Origin of the sequence: Halomonas alkalicola (assembly GCF_030704205.1) — a bacterium.
GTDB lineage: Bacteria > Pseudomonadota > Gammaproteobacteria > Pseudomonadales > Halomonadaceae > Halomonas > Halomonas alkalicola.
Genome location: NZ_CP131913.1, coordinates 1,993,455 through 2,010,694, shown reverse-complemented (window position 1 = coordinate 2,010,694; position 17,240 = coordinate 1,993,455). Strand labels below are relative to the sequence as shown.

The 17,240-nt window shown below is 69.0% G+C and carries 17 protein-coding genes and 1 pseudogene; 11 read left to right on the top strand and 7 right to left on the bottom strand.

Annotated elements, in window-relative coordinates:
• Window positions 1-28 precede the first annotated feature (28 nt).
• Entirely contained in the window at window positions 29-1,336 is a 1,308-nt protein-coding gene (hmgA, locus tag B6N23_RS09615) for a homogentisate 1,2-dioxygenase (protein ID WP_305503771.1), read from the bottom strand.
• A gap of 121 nt (window positions 1,337-1,457) precedes the next feature.
• Between hmgA and B6N23_RS09610 the strand changes: the two genes are divergently transcribed.
• Window positions 1,458-1,940, top strand: coding sequence for a MarR family winged helix-turn-helix transcriptional regulator (locus B6N23_RS09610; RefSeq protein WP_305498221.1), 483 nt, complete (start codon window positions 1,458-1,460; stop codon window positions 1,938-1,940).
• Window positions 1,941-2,021: 81 nt separating this feature from the next.
• Here the strand turns inward: B6N23_RS09610 and B6N23_RS09605 are convergent, their stop codons facing one another.
• From B6N23_RS09605 to serA, 3 genes are all read right to left on the bottom strand, one after another.
• A complete protein-coding gene (locus B6N23_RS09605; RefSeq protein ID WP_305498219.1) occupies window positions 2,022-2,846 on the bottom strand; it encodes an IclR family transcriptional regulator domain-containing protein in 825 nt (274 codons plus the stop codon).
• 214 nt (window positions 2,847-3,060) lie between these two features.
• Complete coding sequence (locus tag B6N23_RS09600) at window positions 3,061-3,846, bottom strand: enoyl-CoA hydratase (RefSeq protein ID WP_305498217.1); 786 nt, start codon at window positions 3,844-3,846, stop codon at window positions 3,061-3,063.
• A gap of 202 nt (window positions 3,847-4,048) precedes the next feature.
• On the bottom strand, window positions 4,049-5,299 hold the full coding sequence (gene serA / locus B6N23_RS09595; RefSeq protein WP_305498215.1) for a phosphoglycerate dehydrogenase: 1,251 nt from the start codon (window positions 5,297-5,299) through the stop codon (window positions 4,049-4,051).
• 230 nt (window positions 5,300-5,529) lie between these two features.
• Here serA and B6N23_RS09590 point away from each other — a divergent pair, with 230 nt between their 5' ends.
• From B6N23_RS09590 to dxs, 3 genes and pseudogenes are all read left to right on the top strand, one after another.
• Entirely contained in the window at window positions 5,530-5,820 is a 291-nt protein-coding gene (locus B6N23_RS09590; RefSeq protein ID WP_305498212.1) for an exodeoxyribonuclease VII small subunit, read from the top strand.
• A complete protein-coding gene (locus tag B6N23_RS09585; protein ID WP_305498204.1) occupies window positions 5,810-6,694 on the top strand; it encodes a farnesyl diphosphate synthase in 885 nt (294 codons plus the stop codon). Before B6N23_RS09590 ends, B6N23_RS09585 begins: the two co-directional genes overlap by 11 nt.
• 16 nt (window positions 6,695-6,710) lie before the next feature.
• Window positions 6,711-8,627, top strand: a pseudogene (gene dxs, locus B6N23_RS09580) (1-deoxy-D-xylulose-5-phosphate synthase).
• Here the strand turns inward: dxs and ribA are convergent.
• A complete protein-coding gene (ribA, locus tag B6N23_RS09575) occupies window positions 8,624-9,259 on the bottom strand; it encodes a GTP cyclohydrolase II (RefSeq protein ID WP_305498196.1) in 636 nt (211 codons plus the stop codon). The pseudogene dxs and the gene ribA sit on opposite strands and share 4 nt — an antisense overlap.
• A 196-nt stretch (window positions 9,260-9,455) precedes the next feature.
• Between ribA and hemE the strand changes: the two genes are divergently transcribed.
• From hemE to B6N23_RS09545, 6 genes are all read left to right on the top strand, one after another.
• Window positions 9,456-10,532 carry a uroporphyrinogen decarboxylase gene (gene hemE / locus B6N23_RS09570; RefSeq protein ID WP_305498194.1) on the top strand — a complete coding sequence of 359 codons (1,077 nt, stop codon included), beginning with the start codon at window positions 9,456-9,458 and terminating at the stop codon, window positions 10,530-10,532.
• A complete protein-coding gene (locus B6N23_RS09565; RefSeq protein WP_305498191.1) occupies window positions 10,525-10,902 on the top strand; it encodes a VanZ family protein in 378 nt (125 codons plus the stop codon). The genes hemE and B6N23_RS09565 overlap by 8 nt, the downstream gene beginning before the upstream one ends.
• Window positions 10,903-11,130: 228 nt before the next feature.
• Entirely contained in the window at window positions 11,131-12,159 is a 1,029-nt protein-coding gene (locus B6N23_RS09560; protein WP_169956029.1) for an amino acid ABC transporter substrate-binding protein, read from the top strand.
• Window positions 12,160-12,272: 113 nt separating this feature from the next.
• Complete coding sequence (locus B6N23_RS09555; protein ID WP_305498190.1) at window positions 12,273-13,466, top strand: amino acid ABC transporter permease; 1,194 nt, start codon at window positions 12,273-12,275, stop codon at window positions 13,464-13,466.
• Window positions 13,467-13,475: 9 nt separating this feature from the next.
• Complete coding sequence (locus B6N23_RS09550) at window positions 13,476-14,576, top strand: amino acid ABC transporter permease (RefSeq protein ID WP_305498189.1); 1,101 nt, start codon at window positions 13,476-13,478, stop codon at window positions 14,574-14,576.
• Between the two features lie 51 nt (window positions 14,577-14,627).
• Entirely contained in the window at window positions 14,628-15,356 is a 729-nt protein-coding gene (locus B6N23_RS09545) for an amino acid ABC transporter ATP-binding protein (protein ID WP_169959418.1), read from the top strand.
• Between the two features lie 25 nt (window positions 15,357-15,381).
• Here B6N23_RS09545 and B6N23_RS09540 read toward each other — a convergent pair whose 3' ends face one another.
• Together B6N23_RS09540 and B6N23_RS09535 are read right to left on the bottom strand one after the other, a co-directional pair.
• Entirely contained in the window at window positions 15,382-15,870 is a 489-nt protein-coding gene (locus B6N23_RS09540) for a hypothetical protein (protein WP_305498187.1), read from the bottom strand.
• A 118-nt stretch (window positions 15,871-15,988) separates the two neighbouring features.
• Window positions 15,989-16,579 carry a histidine phosphatase family protein gene (locus B6N23_RS09535; RefSeq protein WP_305498185.1) on the bottom strand — a complete coding sequence of 197 codons (591 nt, stop codon included), beginning with the start codon at window positions 16,577-16,579 and terminating at the stop codon, window positions 15,989-15,991.
• A gap of 180 nt (window positions 16,580-16,759) precedes the next feature.
• On the opposite strand from B6N23_RS09535, the gene B6N23_RS09530 reads away from it, so the two are divergent.
• Entirely contained in the window at window positions 16,760-17,188 is a 429-nt protein-coding gene (locus B6N23_RS09530) for a host attachment protein (RefSeq protein WP_119023102.1), read from the top strand.
• Window positions 17,189-17,240: the final 52 nt, after the last annotated feature.

The window sequence follows — 17,240 nt, the reverse complement described above, 5'->3', positions numbered from 1 at the left end:
TCGTCATTCTGGGTGAGGGGCGCGTGGCTCAGGGCCGGTTCGGATCGAAGTGCGAGCGCAGGGTCGACCAGACGTCCACGTAGTCGCGCTGGCGGAACTCCGCCTCCAGCGCCGCCTCGGTGGGATGGTAGACGTAGCGGCTCTCGAACATGAAGGCCAGGGTGGCGCCCTGGTAGTGGGGCGTCAGCTCGGCATTCGAGGCCTTCTCGAAGGTCTCGGCATCCGGCCCGTGGGGCGACATGCAGTTGTGCAGGCTGGCGCCGCCGGGCAGGAAGCCCTCCGCCTTGGCATCGTACTCGCCGTGGATCAGCCCCATGAACTCGCTCATCAGGTTGCGATGGAAGTAGGGCGGACGGAAGGTGTTCTCGGCCACCATCCAGCGCGGCGGGAAGATCACGAAGTCGATGTTGGCCATCCCCGGGGTGTCGGAGGCGGAGGTCAGCACGGTGAAGATCGAGGGGTCCGGATGGTCGAAGCTCACCGTGTTGATGGTGTTGAAGCTGGCCAGATCGTACTTGTAGGGGGTGACGTTGCCGTGCCAGGCCACCACGTCCAGGGGCGAGTGGTCCAGGTCGGTGACCCAGAAGCGCCCGGAGAACTTGGCCACCAGCTCGAAGTCGCCCTGCAGGTCCTCATAGGCCGCCACCGGGCTCAGGAAGTCGCGGGGGTTGGCCAGGCCGTTGGCGCCGATGGGGCCGAGGCCGGGCAGCTCGAAGGGGCTGCCGTAGTTCTCGCACACATAGCCGCGGGCGGCGTCGACGCCCGCCCCCAGGCGCACCTGGAACTTGATGCCGCGGGGGATCAGGGCGATCTCGCCGCTGGCGACCTCCAGCTCGCCCATCTCGGTGCGCAGGCGCAGGGTGCCCTGCTGCGGCACGATCAGAAGCTCGCCGTCGGCGTTGTAGAAGAAGCGCTCGGTCATGTCCCGGTTGAAGGCGTAGACGTGCACGCCGCAGCCGGCCTGGGTGCCGGCATCGCCGTTGACGGCGATGGTCAGCAGGCCGTCGACGAAGTCGGTGGGCGCCTCGGGCAGCGGCACCGGGTCCCAGCGCATCTGGTTGGGGTCGGCGGCGGGGCGGGCCAGCGGCGCGGTGGCCACGGCACGGTCGGGCAGCGGCCGGTAGGCGCTCTGGGAGACCGAGGGGCGGATGCGGTAGAGCCAGCTGCGGAAGTTCTGGTGGCGCGGCGCGGTGAAGGCGGAGCCGGTGAACTGCTCGGCATAGAGGCCGTAGGCGCAGCGCTGGGGCGAGTTCTGCCCCTCGGGCAGGGCGCCGGGCAGCGCCTCGCTGGCGAAGTGGTTGCGAAAGCCGCTCTGGTAGTTAAGGAAAGTCGTCATTGTCATGTGATCCGCCTAGTAGTTTCAATTGAAACCAGTGCCACAATACTAGGCTCAAGCGGTTTCATATGCAACTATAAGCCGGCTGCGTGTGTATCACGAGGAACAGGAGAGGGTGACGATGTCGTCAGGCGAAAGTCATCAAGAAGTGCAAATGCAAGGGCCCAAGCGGCTCGATCTCGACCAGTTTCTTCCCTACCGGCTTGGTAGCCTCGCCGATCGCATCAGCGGTCAGCTGGCCGCTATGTACGAGGAGCGTTACGCGGTCAACGTGGCCCAGTGGCGAGTGCTGGCCTGGCTCAGTCATCGCGATGTGCTGAATGCCAAGCAGATCTGTGAGGCAACGGGAATGGATAAGGCGCGTGTCTCCCGGGCGGTGCAGGCGCTGGTCGATCGCGAATTGGTCAGTAGAACCCCTTCACAGCGAGACCAGCGCCTGCACGACCTTCGCCTGACAGAGTCAGGATGGCTGCTCTTGTCGGAATTGATACCTGACGCGAGAGCCTGGGAGGCCGAGCTGGTGTCCTCCCTCAGCGACAGCGAATATCGCGAGCTGCTCAAGCTGATGCGCAAGCTTGAGCGGCAACTGGAGCGTATCGGCTAGCTGTATCAATCGATCAGCCCCTTTACACAGGAGCGCCCGGCCATGGCCGGGCGCTCCTGTGTCATCGATACGATGAGGTACTCAGGCTTCCGGCACCCGTCCACCCAGCCGGGCGGTGATCTCGGCGGCGGTGTCGCGCACCAGGGCGCCGAGCTCCAGCAGGCGTGTCTCGGGGATGCGCGCCACGGGCCCGGAGACCGAGATGGCGGCCAGCGGGATGCCGTGCTCGTCATGGATGCAGGCGGCCACGCAGTGCAGGCCGATGGCGTGCTCCTCGCGATCGCAGGCGAAGCCCTGGCGGCGAATCTCGGCGAGGCCCGCGCGCAGCGATTCGGGCGTGTGCAGGGTGTTCTCGGTGACCCGGGCCAGGCCCCGCTCGGCGAGGACACGCTCGAGCTCGTCGTCGGGCAGCCAGGCCATCAGCGCCTTGCCGACGCCGGAGGCGTGCAGCGGCGCCCGGGAGCCCAGCCGGGTGATCATGCGCATCATCTGGGACGACTCGCTCTGGGCCAGGAACACCGCGGTGCCGTCGTCGCGGATGCCCAGGTTGGCGGTCTCGCCGGTCAGGGCGGTGAGGCGGCGCAGGAAGGGGCGGCTGGTGGCCACGAAGTCGCGGGCCTCGAGGAAGCTGTTGCCGATGCGGAAGGTCTTGACGTCGATCTTCCAGACGCCGAGCTCGCTGTCCTGGGTGACGAAGCCCTGTCCCTGCAGCGCCTGGAGCAGGCGATGGGTCGTCGAGGGGGCGAGATCGGCCTGTTCGGCCAGCTCCGAAAGCGCAAGCCCCCCGGGGCTCGCCGAGAGGCGCTCGAGCAGGTTGAGCCCGCGTACCAGCGACTGGCTGTGGCCGCCGCTGGCCTTCCCCGATCCCGCGGGTCGTCCCGCCGTCCTGCGCTTGACCTCGCTCACCCTCGACTCTCCTCGTATCGGCTGCCCGCTATGGGCCACAGGATACCCTGTCGGCCGCGGGCTGTCGCGCCTGCGGAAATCACTTCCACACCCTCTCTGCGCGAGGCCGTCGACCCTTGCGATCGCCGGCACCCGGCGCTATCGAGGGCGCCCCGAGCTATCGATGCTGCCCTGAACTATCGATGTCGCCCCGAACTACCGATGTCGCCCCGAACTATCTATGTCGCCACTGCGGCGGGCGCTTCTCGATAAAGGCGTCGATGCCCTCACCGGCGTCCTCGGCCATCATGTTGCAGGCCATCACCTCGCCGGCGAAGGCGTAGGCCTCGTCCAGGGGCATCTGCAGCTGGCGCTGGAACATGCCCTTGCCGGTGCGCACCGCCACCGCGCTCTTGGCGCAGATGCTGTCGGTGAGCGCGGCCACGGCGTCGTCCAGGGCGTCGTCCTCGGCCACGCGGTTGATCAGCCCCCAGTCGCGGGCGGTCTCGGCATCGATGAACTCGCCGGTGAGCAGCAGCTCCATGGCGCGCTTGCGGCTGACGTTGCGCGACAGCGCCACCGCCGGGGTGGAGCAGAAGAGCCCGGCATTGATGCCGGAGACGGCGAAACGCGCGGAGCGTGCGGCCACGGCCAGGTCACAGCTGGCCACCAGCTGGCAGCCGGCGGCGGTGGCGATGCCCTGCACCCGCGCGATCACCGGTATCGGCAGCTCGACGATGGGCTGCATCACCCGGCCGCAGCGGGCAAAGAGCTCCTGGTAGTAGGCCTTGTCGGGGTTGGCGCGCATCTGCTTGAGGTCGTGGCCGGCGCAGAAGGCACGCCCCTCGGCGGCGATCACTACGCAGCGCACGCTGCCATCGTTGGCCAGGCGGCCGAGCTCCTCCTTGAGGGCGACCAGCATCGCCTCGGAGAGGGCATTGAAGCTCTCCGGGCGGCTGAGGGTCAGGGTGGCCACGCCGCCTTCATCGCGGCGCCGCAGGGGCGGAGTCGAGTCGCTCATCATGGTCTCCCGGTTGTTGTTCGGCGTCTGACGCCCAGCCTAGCGCGCCCGGCCGTGGGCGCGCACTTCGACCATGGATAGTTCGACCGTGGAGAGTCCGGCCATGGAGAATCCGGTCATGGAAAGGGGAGCGAGGCCCCTGAACGCGAACCGCCGCGTCGAATGACGCGGCGGCAGGCCTTGCGGGAGGCGGCGGGAGGCGTCAGGCCTGCTGGCCGCTCTCGGAGTAGAGCACGCGCACCTTGAGGGTGTGTTCCACCTGGCGAAGGGCATCGAGGGCCTGGGGGCCGTAGGCCTTGTCGACGTCGATCACCACGTAGCCGACCTTCTCGTTGGTCTGAAGGTACTGGCCGGCGATGTTGATGCCGTTCTCGGAGAGCACCCGGTTGATCTCGGACATCACGCCCGGCACGTTGTCGTGGATATGCAGCAGGCGATGCTTGTCCGGGTGGGCCGGCAGGGCGACCTCGGGGAAGTTGACCGAGGTGACGGTGGTGCCGTTGTCGGAGTAGGTGACCAGCTTCTCGGAGACCTCGATGCCGATGTTCTCCTGGGCCTCGAGGGTGGAGCCGCCGATGTGCGGGGTGAGGATGACGTTGTCCAGGCCGCGCAGCGGGCTCTCGAACTCCTCGTCGTTGCCCTTGGGCTCCACCGGGAAGACATCGATGGCCGCGCCGTTGAGCTTACCGGCCTTGATGGCGTCGGCCAGGGCCTCGATTACCACCACGCTGCCGCGGGCGGCGTTGATCAGGATGGCGCCCTCTTTCATGCGGGCGATCTGCTCGGCGCCGATCATCCACTTGGTGGAGGGCAGGTCGGGCACGTGCAGGCTGACCACATCGGCACGACGCAGCAGCTCGTCGAGACTGCCCACCTGGCGGGCGTTGCCCATGCCCAGCTTGGTCACCACGTCGTAATAGATGACGTCGAAGCCCAGCGACTCGGCCAGTACGGAGAGCTGGGAGCCGATGCTGCCGTAGCCGACGATCCCCAGGGTCTTGCCGCGGGCCTCGTGGGAGTTCCTCGCCGACTTCTGCCAGCCGCCGCGGTGGGCCAGGGCGTTCTTCTCGGGGATGCCGCGCAGCAGCATGATCGCCTCGGCCAGCACCAGCTCAGCCACCGAGCGGGTGTTGGAGTAGGGGGCGTTGAAGACCGGGATGCCGCGCACCAGGGCCGCGGTGAGGTCGACCTGGTTGGTGCCGATGCAGAAGCAGCCCACGGCCACCAGCTTCTCGGCAGCGGCGAAGACGCGCTCGTTGAGCTGGGTGCGGGAGCGAATGCCGATGAAGTGCACGTCGCGGATCTTCTCGATCAGCGCCGCTTCGTCCAGCGAGGTGGGCAGGTGCTCGATGTTCGAGTACCCGGCGTTGTGCAGATTGTCCACCGCGCTCTGGTGGACCCCCTCGAGCAGCAGGACCTTGATCTTGCTCTTGTCCAGGGACGTCTTGGCCATGGTCGAATCAACCCCTTCCGGCGCGTGCCGCATGCAGTGACAGGTAGGAAAAAAGAGGCGCTATTCTAGCACAGGCCCGCCATGAGCCAGGATGAAAATGCTGCGCTGCCAAGATGAACGCCCTGCAAGTCAGGGCACCCGGCACCGGGGCAGACGACGCCCGGGGGGGAGCGTGTATACTGTCGCCTTTCGAGACGCCGGATGCAGTCGGCAGCGGGGCGAGGAGAGCGATGGCGGAGCGCAGGCAGCGGCCCGATGGCCAGCAGAGTGACGTGGCGGAGGCGACCGATTTCGCCACCACCGTCGATCGCCTCGAGCGGCTCGTGGAGCGGCTCGAGTCCGGCGAGCTGTCGCTGGAGGAGTCCCTGGCCGCCTTCGAGGAGGGCATTCGCCTGACCCGCGACGCCCAGCGCCGCCTCGACGAGGCGGAGCTCAGGGTGCGCACCCTGACCGAGGGCGCCGAGGGCGGCATGACCCTGACGCCCTTCGCCCCTCCCGCGGAGGATGAGAGTGAACGCTGAGACCCTGGCGGCCGGCCTGGCCGCGGATCGTGCCCGGGTGGATGCCCGGCTGGAAGCGCTGTTCGGCGAGCGGGGCGCCGCGGTGCCGCGCCTGGATGCCGCCATGCGCCACGGCGTGCTGGTGGGCGGCAAGCGGCTGCGCCCGGTGCTGGTCTATGCCGCCGGTCGCGCCCTGGGCGCGGCGGACGACGCCCTGGATGCGCCGGCCATGGCCATCGAACTGGTCCACGCCTACTCCCTGGTCCATGACGATCTGCCGGCCATGGATGACGACGACCTGCGCCGCGGCCAGCCCACGGTACACAAGGCCTATGACGAGGCCACCGCGATCCTGGCCGGTGACGCCCTGCAGGCGCTCGCCTTCGAGGTGCTGGCCCGCTCCACTCATCCGCGGCTGGCCGCCATGCTGGTCACCCTGGCCGAGGCCGCCGGCCGCGACGGCATGGTGGCCGGCCAGGCGCTGGATCTGGCGGCCGTGGGCGGCCACCCCGACGTGGCAGCGCTGGCCACCATGCATGGCCACAAGACCGGCGCGCTGATTCGCGCCGCGGTGCGCCTGGGCGGGCTCGTCGCCGTGGCCGAGACGGATCCGCGCCTGGCCGCCCTGGACGACTACGCCCGCGCCATCGGCCTGGCCTTCCAGATCCATGACGACGTGCTCGATGTGACCGGCGACACCGCCACCCTGGGCAAGGCGTCCGGGGCGGATGCCGCTCGCGACAAGCCCACCTACCCGAGCCTGCTGGGGCTCGAGGGCGCCCGCGCCCGCGCCGGCGAGCTGGTGGAGGAGGCCGTGGCGGCCCTCGCCCCGCTGGGCGAAGGCGCGATTCCCCTGAAGGCCCTGGCCCGCTACATGATCGAGCGCGACCACTGACACGACAGATGAGCCCATGAAGCTGTTCGACGAGATTCCCGCCGAGCGTCCGGCCACGCCGCTGCTCGACACCCTGGACACCCCGGCCGCGCTGCGTGCCATGTCCACCGCGCAGCTGGCGCAGGTGGCCGACGAGCTGCGCGCCTACCTGCTCTACAGCGTGGGGGTCTCCGGGGGGCACTTCGGGGCCGGCCTCGGCGTCGTGGAGCTCACCGTGGCGCTGCACCAGGCGCTGGAGACCCCCTACGACCGCCTGGTGTGGGACGTGGGCCACCAGGCCTATCCCCACAAGATCCTCACCGGGCGCCGCGAGGCGATGCCGAGGATCCGCCACCACGGTGGCCTGGCGGCCTTCCCGCGCCGGGCAGAGTCGGAGTACGACACCTTCGGGGTGGGCCACTCCAGCACCTCCATCTCGGCGGCGCTGGGCATGGCCCTGGCCGCCCGGGCCCGCGGCGAGACGCGGCGCACCTGCGCGGTGATCGGCGACGGCGCCCTGACCGCCGGCATGGCCTTCGAGGCCCTGGCCCACGCCGGCCACGTGGACGCCAACCTGCTGGTGGTGCTCAACGACAACGAGATGTCGATCTCCGAAAACGTCGGCGGCATCGCCAGCTACCTGGCGCGAATCCTCTCCAGCAAGCCCTACCTGACCATGCGCGAGGGGGGCAAGAAGGTGCTCTCCCACCTTCCCGGGGCCCTGGAGCTGGCGCGGCGCACCGAGGAGCACATGAAGGGCATGGTCAGCCCGGCCACGCTCTTCGAGGAGATGGGCTTCAACTATATCGGCCCCATCGACGGCCACGACCTGCCGCTGCTGGTGCAGACCCTGCGCAACCTGCGCGACCTGGAGGGGCCGCAGTTCCTCCACGTGCGCACCCGCAAGGGACGCGGCTTCCTGCCCGCCGAGGCCGACCCCATCGGCTACCACGCCATCACCAAGCTGGAAAAGAGCGAGCCGGAGAAGAACGGCCAGACGCCGCCGCCGCTCAAGCCCGCCGCGTCGAAGAAGAAATACTGCAACGTCTTCGGCGACTGGCTGTGCGACATGGCGGCGGCCGACGAGCGGTTGATCGGCATCACCCCGGCCATGCGCGAGGGCTCCGACCTCGTGCGCTTCTCCCGGGAGCATCCCGAGCGCTACTTCGACGTGGCCATCGCCGAGCAGCACGCGGTGACGCTGGCCGCCGGCATGGCCTGCGAGGGCATGAAGCCGGTGGTGGCGATCTACTCCACCTTCCTGCAGCGCGCCTACGACCAGCTGATCCACGACGTGGCGGTGCAGGACCTCGACGTCACCTTCGCCATCGATCGCGCCGGCCTGGTGGGCGAGGACGGCCCCACCCACCACGGCAGCCTGGACCTCTCCTTCCTGCGCTGCGTGCCCGGGCTGGTGGTGCTGGCGCCCGCCGACGAGGCGGAGTGCCGCGCCATGCTGAGCGCCGCCTACCACCACCCCGGCCCCGCCGCGGTGCGCTACCCCCGCGGTACCGGCCCGGGCGTCACGATCCCTACCCACCTGGAGCCGATGCCGATCGGCCAGGCCGAGACGCGCCGCGAGAGCGGCGCCGAGCCGGGGCGGCGCGTGGCCCTGCTGGCCTTCGGCAGCCTCAACACGCCGGCCGCCGAGGTGGCCGAGCGCCTCGACGCCACCCACCTCAACATGCGCAGCATCAAGCCCTTGGACCGCGAGGCAATCCTGGCCGCGGCCCAGGGCCACGACCTGCTGGTGACCCTGGAGGAGAACGTGGTGGCCGGCGGCGCCGGCAGCGCGGTGGGCGAGTTGCTGGCCGCCGAGGGCGTGCAGGCGGCGCTGCTCAACCTGGGGCTGCCGGACGCCTATGTGTAACACGGCAAGCCCGCCGAGCTGCTTGCCGAGTGCGGCCTGGATGCCGCGGGCATCGAGGCCGCGATCAGGGCGCGGCTGGGCTAGCCCTTGCGTTTGATATCCACGTCGCTGGCCTGGGTGAAGTCGCCCAGCGCCATCATGTGGCCGAGCTTGCCGGCCTTGGTGGAGAGGTACTGCTCGTTGTGGGGGTTGAGCCCGGTGGTCAGCGGGACGCGTTCCGCGATGTGCACACCGGCGCTGGTCAGGGCCTCGACCTTGCGCGGGTTGTTGGTCATCAGCCTGAGCGAGGCAATGCCCAGGTGCTCGAGCATCGGCACGCAGAGATCGTAGCGACGCAGGTCGGCGCCGAAGCCAAGCTGCTCGTTGGCCTCCACGGTATCGGCCCCCTGATCCTGCAGGTGGTAAGCGCGGATCTTGTTGAGCAGGCCGATGCCGCGCCCTTCCTGGCGCAGGTAGAGCAGCACCCCGCGCCCCTCGTCGGCGATGCGCTTGAGAGCCTCCTGGAGCTGGTAGCCGCAGTCGCAGCGCATCGAGAAGAGGGCGTCGCCGGTCAGGCACTCGGAGTGGACCCGCCCCAGCACCGGCTCGCCGTTGGCCACGTCGCCCAGGGTCAGGGCGATATGGTCCTTGCCGGTGGCCTCGTCCTCGAAGCCGTGCATGGTGAAGGTGGCCCAGGGGGTGGGCAGTCGAGAGGCGGCGATGAAGCGAATCGTCACTGGGTACCTCGGTATCAGGCCGCGGGCGGTGCCGCAGAGTGGTGGGCCATTCTAGCAGGAACGGCGGCGTGGCTCACGGGCGCGTTGAGATCAGGCCGAGCCGGCGCCGCCGCCACCGTGGAGCTTGGCCTCGGTCAAGCCTGGCGTGCGGTGATGCGCTACAATGGCGCGACATTTCCCGTGGATGACCGCCTGCATGGAACTCAAGAACGATCGCTTTCTGCGCGCCCTGGCGCGTCAGCCTGTCGACCGCACCCCGGTATGGATGATGCGCCAGGGCGGCCGCTACCTGCCGGAGTACCGCGCCACCCGCGCCGAGGCCGGCGACTTCATGGATCTCTGCCGCAACCATGACCTGGCCTGCGAGGTGACCCTGCAGCCGCTGGAGCGCTATCCGCTGGACGCGGCGATCCTCTTCTCGGATATCCTCACCATTCCCGATGCCATGGGCCTGGGGCTCTACTTCGAGACCGGCGAGGGACCGAAATTCCGCAAGCCGGTGCGCACCGCCGAGGACGTGGCGGCGCTCAGCGTGCCCGACGCCGAGCGCGACCTGGACTACGTGATGCGGGCGGTCTCCACCATCCGCCGCGAGCTCAACGGCCGGGTGCCGCTGATCGGCTTCTCCGGCAGCCCCTGGACGCTCGCTACCTACATGGTGGAGGGCAGCTCCAGCAAGGACTTCCGCCACGTCAAGACGATGCTCTACGACACGCCCAGCGTGATGCATGACCTGCTCGACACCCTGGCCACGGCGGTCACCGAGTACCTCAACGCCCAGATTCGCGCCGGCGCCCAGGCGGTGCAGATCTTCGACACCTGGGGCGGGGCGCTCTCCACCCCGGCCTATCTGGAGTTCTCGCTGCGCTACATGGAGCAGATCGTCGCCGGCCTGATCCGTGAGCACGACGGGCGCAAGGTGCCGGTCATCCTGTTCACCAAGAACGGCGGCCAGTGGCTCGAGGACATCGCCCTGGCGGGCCCCGATGCGGTGGGCCTGGACTGGACGACGGAACTGTCCGATGCCCGCGCCCGGGTCGGCCACAAGGTGGCCCTGCAGGGCAACCTGGACCCCAACGTGCTGTTTGCCCGTCCTGCGGCGATTCGTGCCGAGGTGGCGCGCATCCTCGACAGCTACGGCGCGGGGCCCGGCCACGTCTTCAATCTGGGCCACGGCATCAGCCAGTTCACCAACCCGGACAACGTCACCGCCTTCATGGAGGCGCTGCACGAGCTGAGCCCGGCCTACCACCGCCGGATCCAGCATGGCTGAGAGGCCCCTGCTGACCTGGCTTGAACGTCTGCACGACCGGCGCCGCCTTTGGGCGGCGCTGGCCGTTCTCGGGGCGCTGGCCATCGCCCTGGGCAGCCTGACGCCGGGCAGCCAGATGCCCTCGAACCTGCCGTGGGACAAGCTCAACCACTTCATCGGCTATGCGGGCCTCGCCGGGCTGATTGGCCTGGCCGGGGTGCGCCTGCCGCTCGCCTTCCTGGTTGCCGTGCTCTACGGCATCGCCATCGAAGTCGCCCAGATCCCGGTGCCGGGCCGCAGCGGCGGCGACTGGGCCGATATCCTCGCCAACTCCCTCGGTGCTACCTTCGCGGTGCTGCTGCTGGCAGCCTTCCGGCGCTGGCTGCGCTGAGCCCCTGCCCAGGCGACGTTCGGCCGTGCATGCACCCGAATGGTGAGCGGCTTCGCGCGGCCGCCCGAAACGGGGCGCTGCACGTGGGTGGGGCCGCCGCCGCTTGCGTTGAAATGGCGCGATCGCGGCAGGCTAACCGGGCTGGAACGATCCTTGCTAGTGTCCAGAGACGTGCTCCGGCACGTCTCAACAATGGACAACGATCTCATCTAGCGAGGGACGATCCCCATACTGAACAAGAAGAACAAGCTGATGCTGCTGGCCTCCGCCGGCGCCCTGACCCTGGCCGCCGCCGGTGTCGCCCAGGCCTCCACCCTGGAGGAGACCCGCAACCGCGGGGCGGTGCAGTGTGGCGTCAGTGACGGCCTGCCGGGCTTCTCGGCCCCGGATGACGAGGGCGAGTGGCAGGGCCTGGATGTCGACGTCTGTCGCGCCGTGGCCGCCGCGGTCTTCGGCGACGCCGAAGCGGTGCGCTACGTGTCGCTCAACGCCGTGGAGCGCTTCACCGCGCTGCAGTCCGGCGAGGTGGACGTGCTCTCCCGCAACACCACCTGGACCACCACCCGCGACACCACCCTGGGCCTCAACTTCACCGGGGTGACCTTCTACGACGGCATCGGCTTCATGATCCACACCGAGATGGGCATCGACAGCGCCAAGGAGCTCGACGGGGCGGCGATCTGCGTGCAGTCCGGCACCACCACCGAGCTCAACGTCGCCGACTACTTCCGCGCCAACGGCATGGAGTTCGACCCCATCGTCTTCGATACCTCCGAGCAGACCGTGGGCGGCTATGAGGCCGGCCGCTGCGACGTGCTCACCTCGGATACCTCCCAGCTGGCCGCCCTGCGCATCCAGCTCTCCGATCCGGACGCCTCCAAGATCCTGCCGGAGATCATCTCCAAGGAGCCGCTGGGGCCGGTGGTGCGCCAGGGCGATGACCAGTGGTTCAACATCGTGAAGTGGTCGCTGTTCGCCATGCTCAACGCCGAGGAGATGGGCATCACCAGCGACAACGTCGACGAGATGCTCGAGTCCGATGACCCGGACATCGCGCGCCTGCTGGGCCAGGACGGCAACTACGGCGAGGGCATGGGCCTCTCCGCCGACTGGGCCTACCAGATCGTCAAGCAGGTGGGGAACTACGGCGAGAGCTTCGAGCGCAACGTCGGCATGGACTCCCCGCTGGAGATCGAGCGCGGGCTCAACGCCCTGTGGACCGACGGCGGCATCCAGTACGCTCCGCCGATCCGCTGAGCCCGGAGGCCGGGGCGGCACCCCTCGCCCCGGCGCCTTCCCCGCTGGCCGTCCCGGCAGATCCGGGGCGGCCGGCGTGAATCCTGCTTGACGGATCCAGGCGGAGACTTCCCATGTCCGTTCGACACCCGGCCCGCCGCCCCGCGGGCCCACGCCCCCCGTTCTGGCGCGACCGCGCCAAGCGGGCGCTCTTCTTCCAGGTGCTGCTGCTGGCCGCCGTGGCGGCCTTCCTGCTCACCATCATCGGCAACACCCAGGACAACCTTGCCGCGCGAGGCATCACCACCGGCTTCGGCTTCCTGGGCAACACTGCGGGCTTCGGCATCGTCCAGAGCCTGATCGACTACTCCTCCCAGAGCACCTATGGCCGCACCTTCCTGGTGGGGCTGCTCAATACCCTGCTGGTCTCGGCACTGGGGGTGCTGGCGGCGACCGTCATCGGCTTCACCGTGGGCATCGCCCGGCTCTCGCCCAACTGGCTGATCGCCCGGCTGGCCAGCGGCTACATCGAGACCTTCCGCAATATCCCGCTGCTGCTGCAGATCTTCTTCTGGTACTTCGCGGTGCTGCGGACCCTGCCGGCGGCCCGCGACAGCCTCAGCTTCGGTGAGGTGATCTTCCTCAACGTGCGCGGCCTCTACCTGCCGGAACCGCAGTTCGAGTCGGGCTTCGGGCTGGTGCCGCTGGCCACCCTGGTGGCGGTGGTGGCCAGCATCGTGCTGGTGGTCTGGAACCGGCGGCGCCACGAGGCCACCGGGCGGCGGCTGCCGGCGGGCTGGATCTCGCTGGCGCTGATCGTCGGCCTGCCACTCTCCGTGCTGGTCGTCACCGGGGTGCCGGTGACCTGGGAGGTGCCGGAGCTGCGCGGCTTCAACTTCCGCGGCGGTATCACGGTGATCCCGGAGTTCCTCGCCCTGTGGGTGGCGCTCTCCATCTACACGGCCTCGTTCATCGCCGAGATCGTGCGCTCTGGGATCCAGGCGATTCCCCACGGCCAGACCGAGGCGGCCCAGTCGCTCAGCCTGCCCCAGGGGCTGGTGCTGCGGCTGGTGGTGATCCCCCAGGCGCTGCGGGTGATCATCCCGCCGCTCACCAGCCAGTACCTCAACCTGATCAAGAACTCCTCGCTGGCCACCGCCATCGGCTATCCGGACCTGGTCTCGGTGTTCGCCGGCACCACCCTGAACCAGACCGGCCAGGCCATCGAGGTGATCGCCATGACCATGGCGGTCTATCTCACCATCAGCCTGCTGGTCTCGCTGTTCATGAACTGGTTCAACGCCCGCGTGGCGCTGGTGGAACGCTAGGAGAGCGCCATGACGATTCGCGACAAGATGATCGAGGCGCGACCGGCGCCGATCCGCACCGTGGGCCCCCTGGCCTGGCTGCGTGCCAACCTGTTCAGCGGCCCGGTCAACAGCGTGTTCACCCTGCTGGGCCTCTACCTGCTTTACCTGCTGCTGGCGCCGACGATCCAGTGGGCGATCATCGATGCCGACTGGGTGGGCACCAGCCGCGACGACTGCTCCCGTGAGGGGGCCTGCTGGGTCTTCATCAATGCCCGCCTGACCCAGTTCATCTACGGGCTCTACCCGCGGGCCGAGCTGTGGCGGGTGAACATCGTCTTCGCCGGCTTCGCGGCGCTGATCGCCTGGCTGGCCATTCCGCGGCTGCCCTTCAAGCGCTGGGTGGCCGTCGCCACCCTGGTGGGTTTCCCGGTGGTCGCCTATGTGCTGCTCTACGGCGGCTACTTCGGCCTGCGGGTGGTGGAGACCCACCGCTGGGGCGGGCTGATGCTGACCCTGATCCTCGCCGTGGTGGGGATGGTGGCGGCGCTGCCGATCGGCATCCTGCTGGCCCTCGGCCGCCGTTCGCAGATGCCCATCGTCAAGAGCTTCTGCGTGGTGTTCATCGAGTTCTGGCGGGGGGTGCCGCTGATCACCATCCTGTTCATGGCTTCGGTGATGCTGCCGCTGTTCCTGCCCACCGGGGTCAGCGTCGACCGCCTGGTGCGGGCGCTGATCGGCATCACCCTGTTCCAGAGTGCCTACATGGCCGAGGTGGTGCGTGGTGGCCTGCAGGCGATTCCCAAGGGGCAGGAGGAGGCGGCCGCGGCACTGGGCATGGGCTACTGGAAGCGCATGGGGCTGATCGTGCTGCCCCAGGCGCTGAAGATGATGATCCCCGGCATCGTCAACACCTTCATCTCGCTGTTCAAGGACACCACCCTGGTGATGATCATCGGGCTCTTCGACCTGCTGGGCATCGTCCAGGCGGCACTCTCGGACTCCCGCTGGCTGGGCTTCGCCCTGGAGGGCTACATCTTCGCCGCCTTCATGTTCTGGATCTTCTGCTTCAGCAGGTCGCGCTACAGCCAGTACCTCGAACGTAAACTGAATACCGGCCACAAGCGGTAAGGAACGAAAACAATGAATGAACAGGCAACCCGGGCCGGCGCCGAGACCCCCATGGTGGAGATGCGCGGCGTCAACAAGTGGTACGGCGACTTCCATGTGCTGCGCGATATCGACCTCACCGTGAGGCGCGGCGAGCGCATCGTCATCTGCGGCCCCTCCGGCTCCGGCAAGTCGACGCTGATCCGCTGCATCAACCACCTGGAGGAGCATCAGGAGGGGGAGATCGTGGTGGGCGGCGTGCCGCTCACCCAGGACGTCAAGCGCATCGAGCAGATCCGCCGCAGCGTCGGCATGGTGTTCCAGCACTTCAACCTCTTTCCCCACCTGACGGTGCTGGAGAACTGCTGCCTCTCGCCCATGTGGGTGCAGAAGAAGTCGCGCCGGGAGGCCGAGGCCCAGGCGATGCAGTACCTGGAGCGGGTGCAGATCGCCGAGCAGGCGCGCAAGTACCCGGGCCAGCTCTCCGGCGGCCAGCAGCAACGGGTGGCCATCGCCCGTTCGCTCTGCATGCACCCGGACGTGATGCTCTTCGACGAGCCCACCTCGGCGCTGGACCCGGAGATGATCAAGGAGGTGCTCGACGTCATGATCGAGCTGGCCCGCGAGGGGATGACCATGCTCTGCGTGACCCACGAGATGGGCTTCGCCAAGACCGTGGCCGATCGGGTGATCTTCATGGACCAGGGGCAGATCATCGAGGAGAACGCTCCCGAGCCCTTCTTCAACGCGCCCCAGTCGGAGCGGACCCGGCTCTTCCTCAGCCAGATCCTCGGCCACTGAGCCGCGCCCGTGGAGCGCTGCCTCCCTAGAGGCGGGGCTCCCGGGCCGGCGTGGTCTCGGCCTGGCCGCCGGCCAGGTCCAGTGAGGGCTCCCGGGCGGCCTGCCGGGTGCGCAGCGGTTCGGCCGGGCGCCGTACCCGGGCGCTACCCACCACGCTGTCGTCGGGGTCCAGCGCGCGGGCGTCGCTGGTCCAGGCGGCGCCGGGGTCATGCACCGCCGGGCGGCGCTCGAAGGAGCGGGTGATCACCGGCCCGGCGCCGAGCTGGCCGGCCAGATGGTGGGGCAGCAGCCACAGCTCGGCGAGCAGGCGCAGGGCCACCGCGGCCAGCAGCCACAGGCCGACGCCCAGTGCCAGCGTTGGCCAGGCCTCCGTCCAGCCCAGCGGGGCGAGCCAGGGAGTGCGGGGCGCCAGCCACAGGGCGGCACCGGCCGCGAGGGCGAGCTGCAGCAGCAGGTGACAGGTGAGCAGGGTGCCGCGGGACAGCGGGCGGCGGGGAAACAGGAACTGTTGCATCGGGGTCCTCCCGGAGGCACATCGTGGCGATGAGGCGCGCCGACGTCCATGCCGGCGATGATGGGATGCTACCGCAGATGGTGCACGGCTGCAGCCGTGGCGTCGCGCGATGCGGGCATCATGGCAGCAGCGTGATGCTGGCCGGTGCCAGCGGCGCGCGGTCGCGATGGGCGCTCAGCGGGCGCCCCTCCAGGGCGGTGAGCAGGATCTGCAGCGGATCGCCATGGCTGACCAGCAGGATGGTCTGTCCCTGCGCCTGGGCTTCCAGGTCAGCGATCACGGCGAGCAGGCGATTCGCCACGCGGGTGACGCTCTCCACGCCGAAGGCCTGGTGCTCGGGGTCCTCGGCATCCAGGGTCCAGGTGTGTGCGTAATGGCTGTCCGCCAGGCCTTCCAGGGTGCCGAAGCTGCGCTCGCGAAGACCGACATGGGGCTCGGGGGCCAGGCCGAAGTGCCGGGCGACCCGCTCGGCGGTCTCGGTGGTGCGGCGGAAGTCGGAATGCAGCAGGCGTTCGGGGCGTGGCCAGCGCCAGTCGTCCAGCAGCTCCGCCAGCTGGGCCTGGCCCTGGCTCGAGAGCCCGAAGCCTGCCAGGCCACGCTCCGGGGTGCTGATGATCAGCCCCCGGGCGTTGGCCTCGCTGTGGCCGTGGCGCATCAGCAGGTAGCGGTTGCGGCGGGGGGGATGAGCGGGGAGAGACGGGGTCGACATGTGCTGGCCGTATCGTGGGGACGTTCTCGGATACTATCCCAGATCAAGCACCGGCGCAGTTCTTCGCCGCCAGGGGCGCCGGTGGGTTGACCGGGCCCGGGACGCTTGCCAATGTTGAGTGAGTAGTGCGGCCGAGACCCGTGGTCTCGGTATCGGTAGAACCTGCATCAAGGAGAGGCTATGACGACGTATATCGTGGTGGCAGACGCAGCGCGGGCTCGGATCTTCACCCGCGACGCGCTCAAGCTGGTCGAGCAGGAGAGCCTGGTGCATGCGGCCAGCCGGCTCCATGAGGGTGACCTGGTGACCGACCGCGGCGCCGACGTGCACGAGTCGACGTCGACGACCTCGCGCTCCTCCGGTGGCGAGAGCACCGCCCGCACCCATGAGGAGATGATCTTCGCCAAGGAGGTGGCCGAGCGCATCTACCGGGCCCGCGTCGACAACACCTTGCAGAAGCTGATCCTGGTGGCGCCGCCGCGCTTCCTCGGCCAGCTGCGCGAGAAGATCGACGGCCCCACGGCCAAGCTGGTGATTCACTCCCTGGCCAAGGATCTCTCCAAGGCCAGCCTCGAGGAGATCCAGGAGGCGGTCAGCGATATGCGCTGAGACGCCCCTCCTCCCCCGTTCGTCGCGCGGGCCCGGCCACCATGGCCGGGCC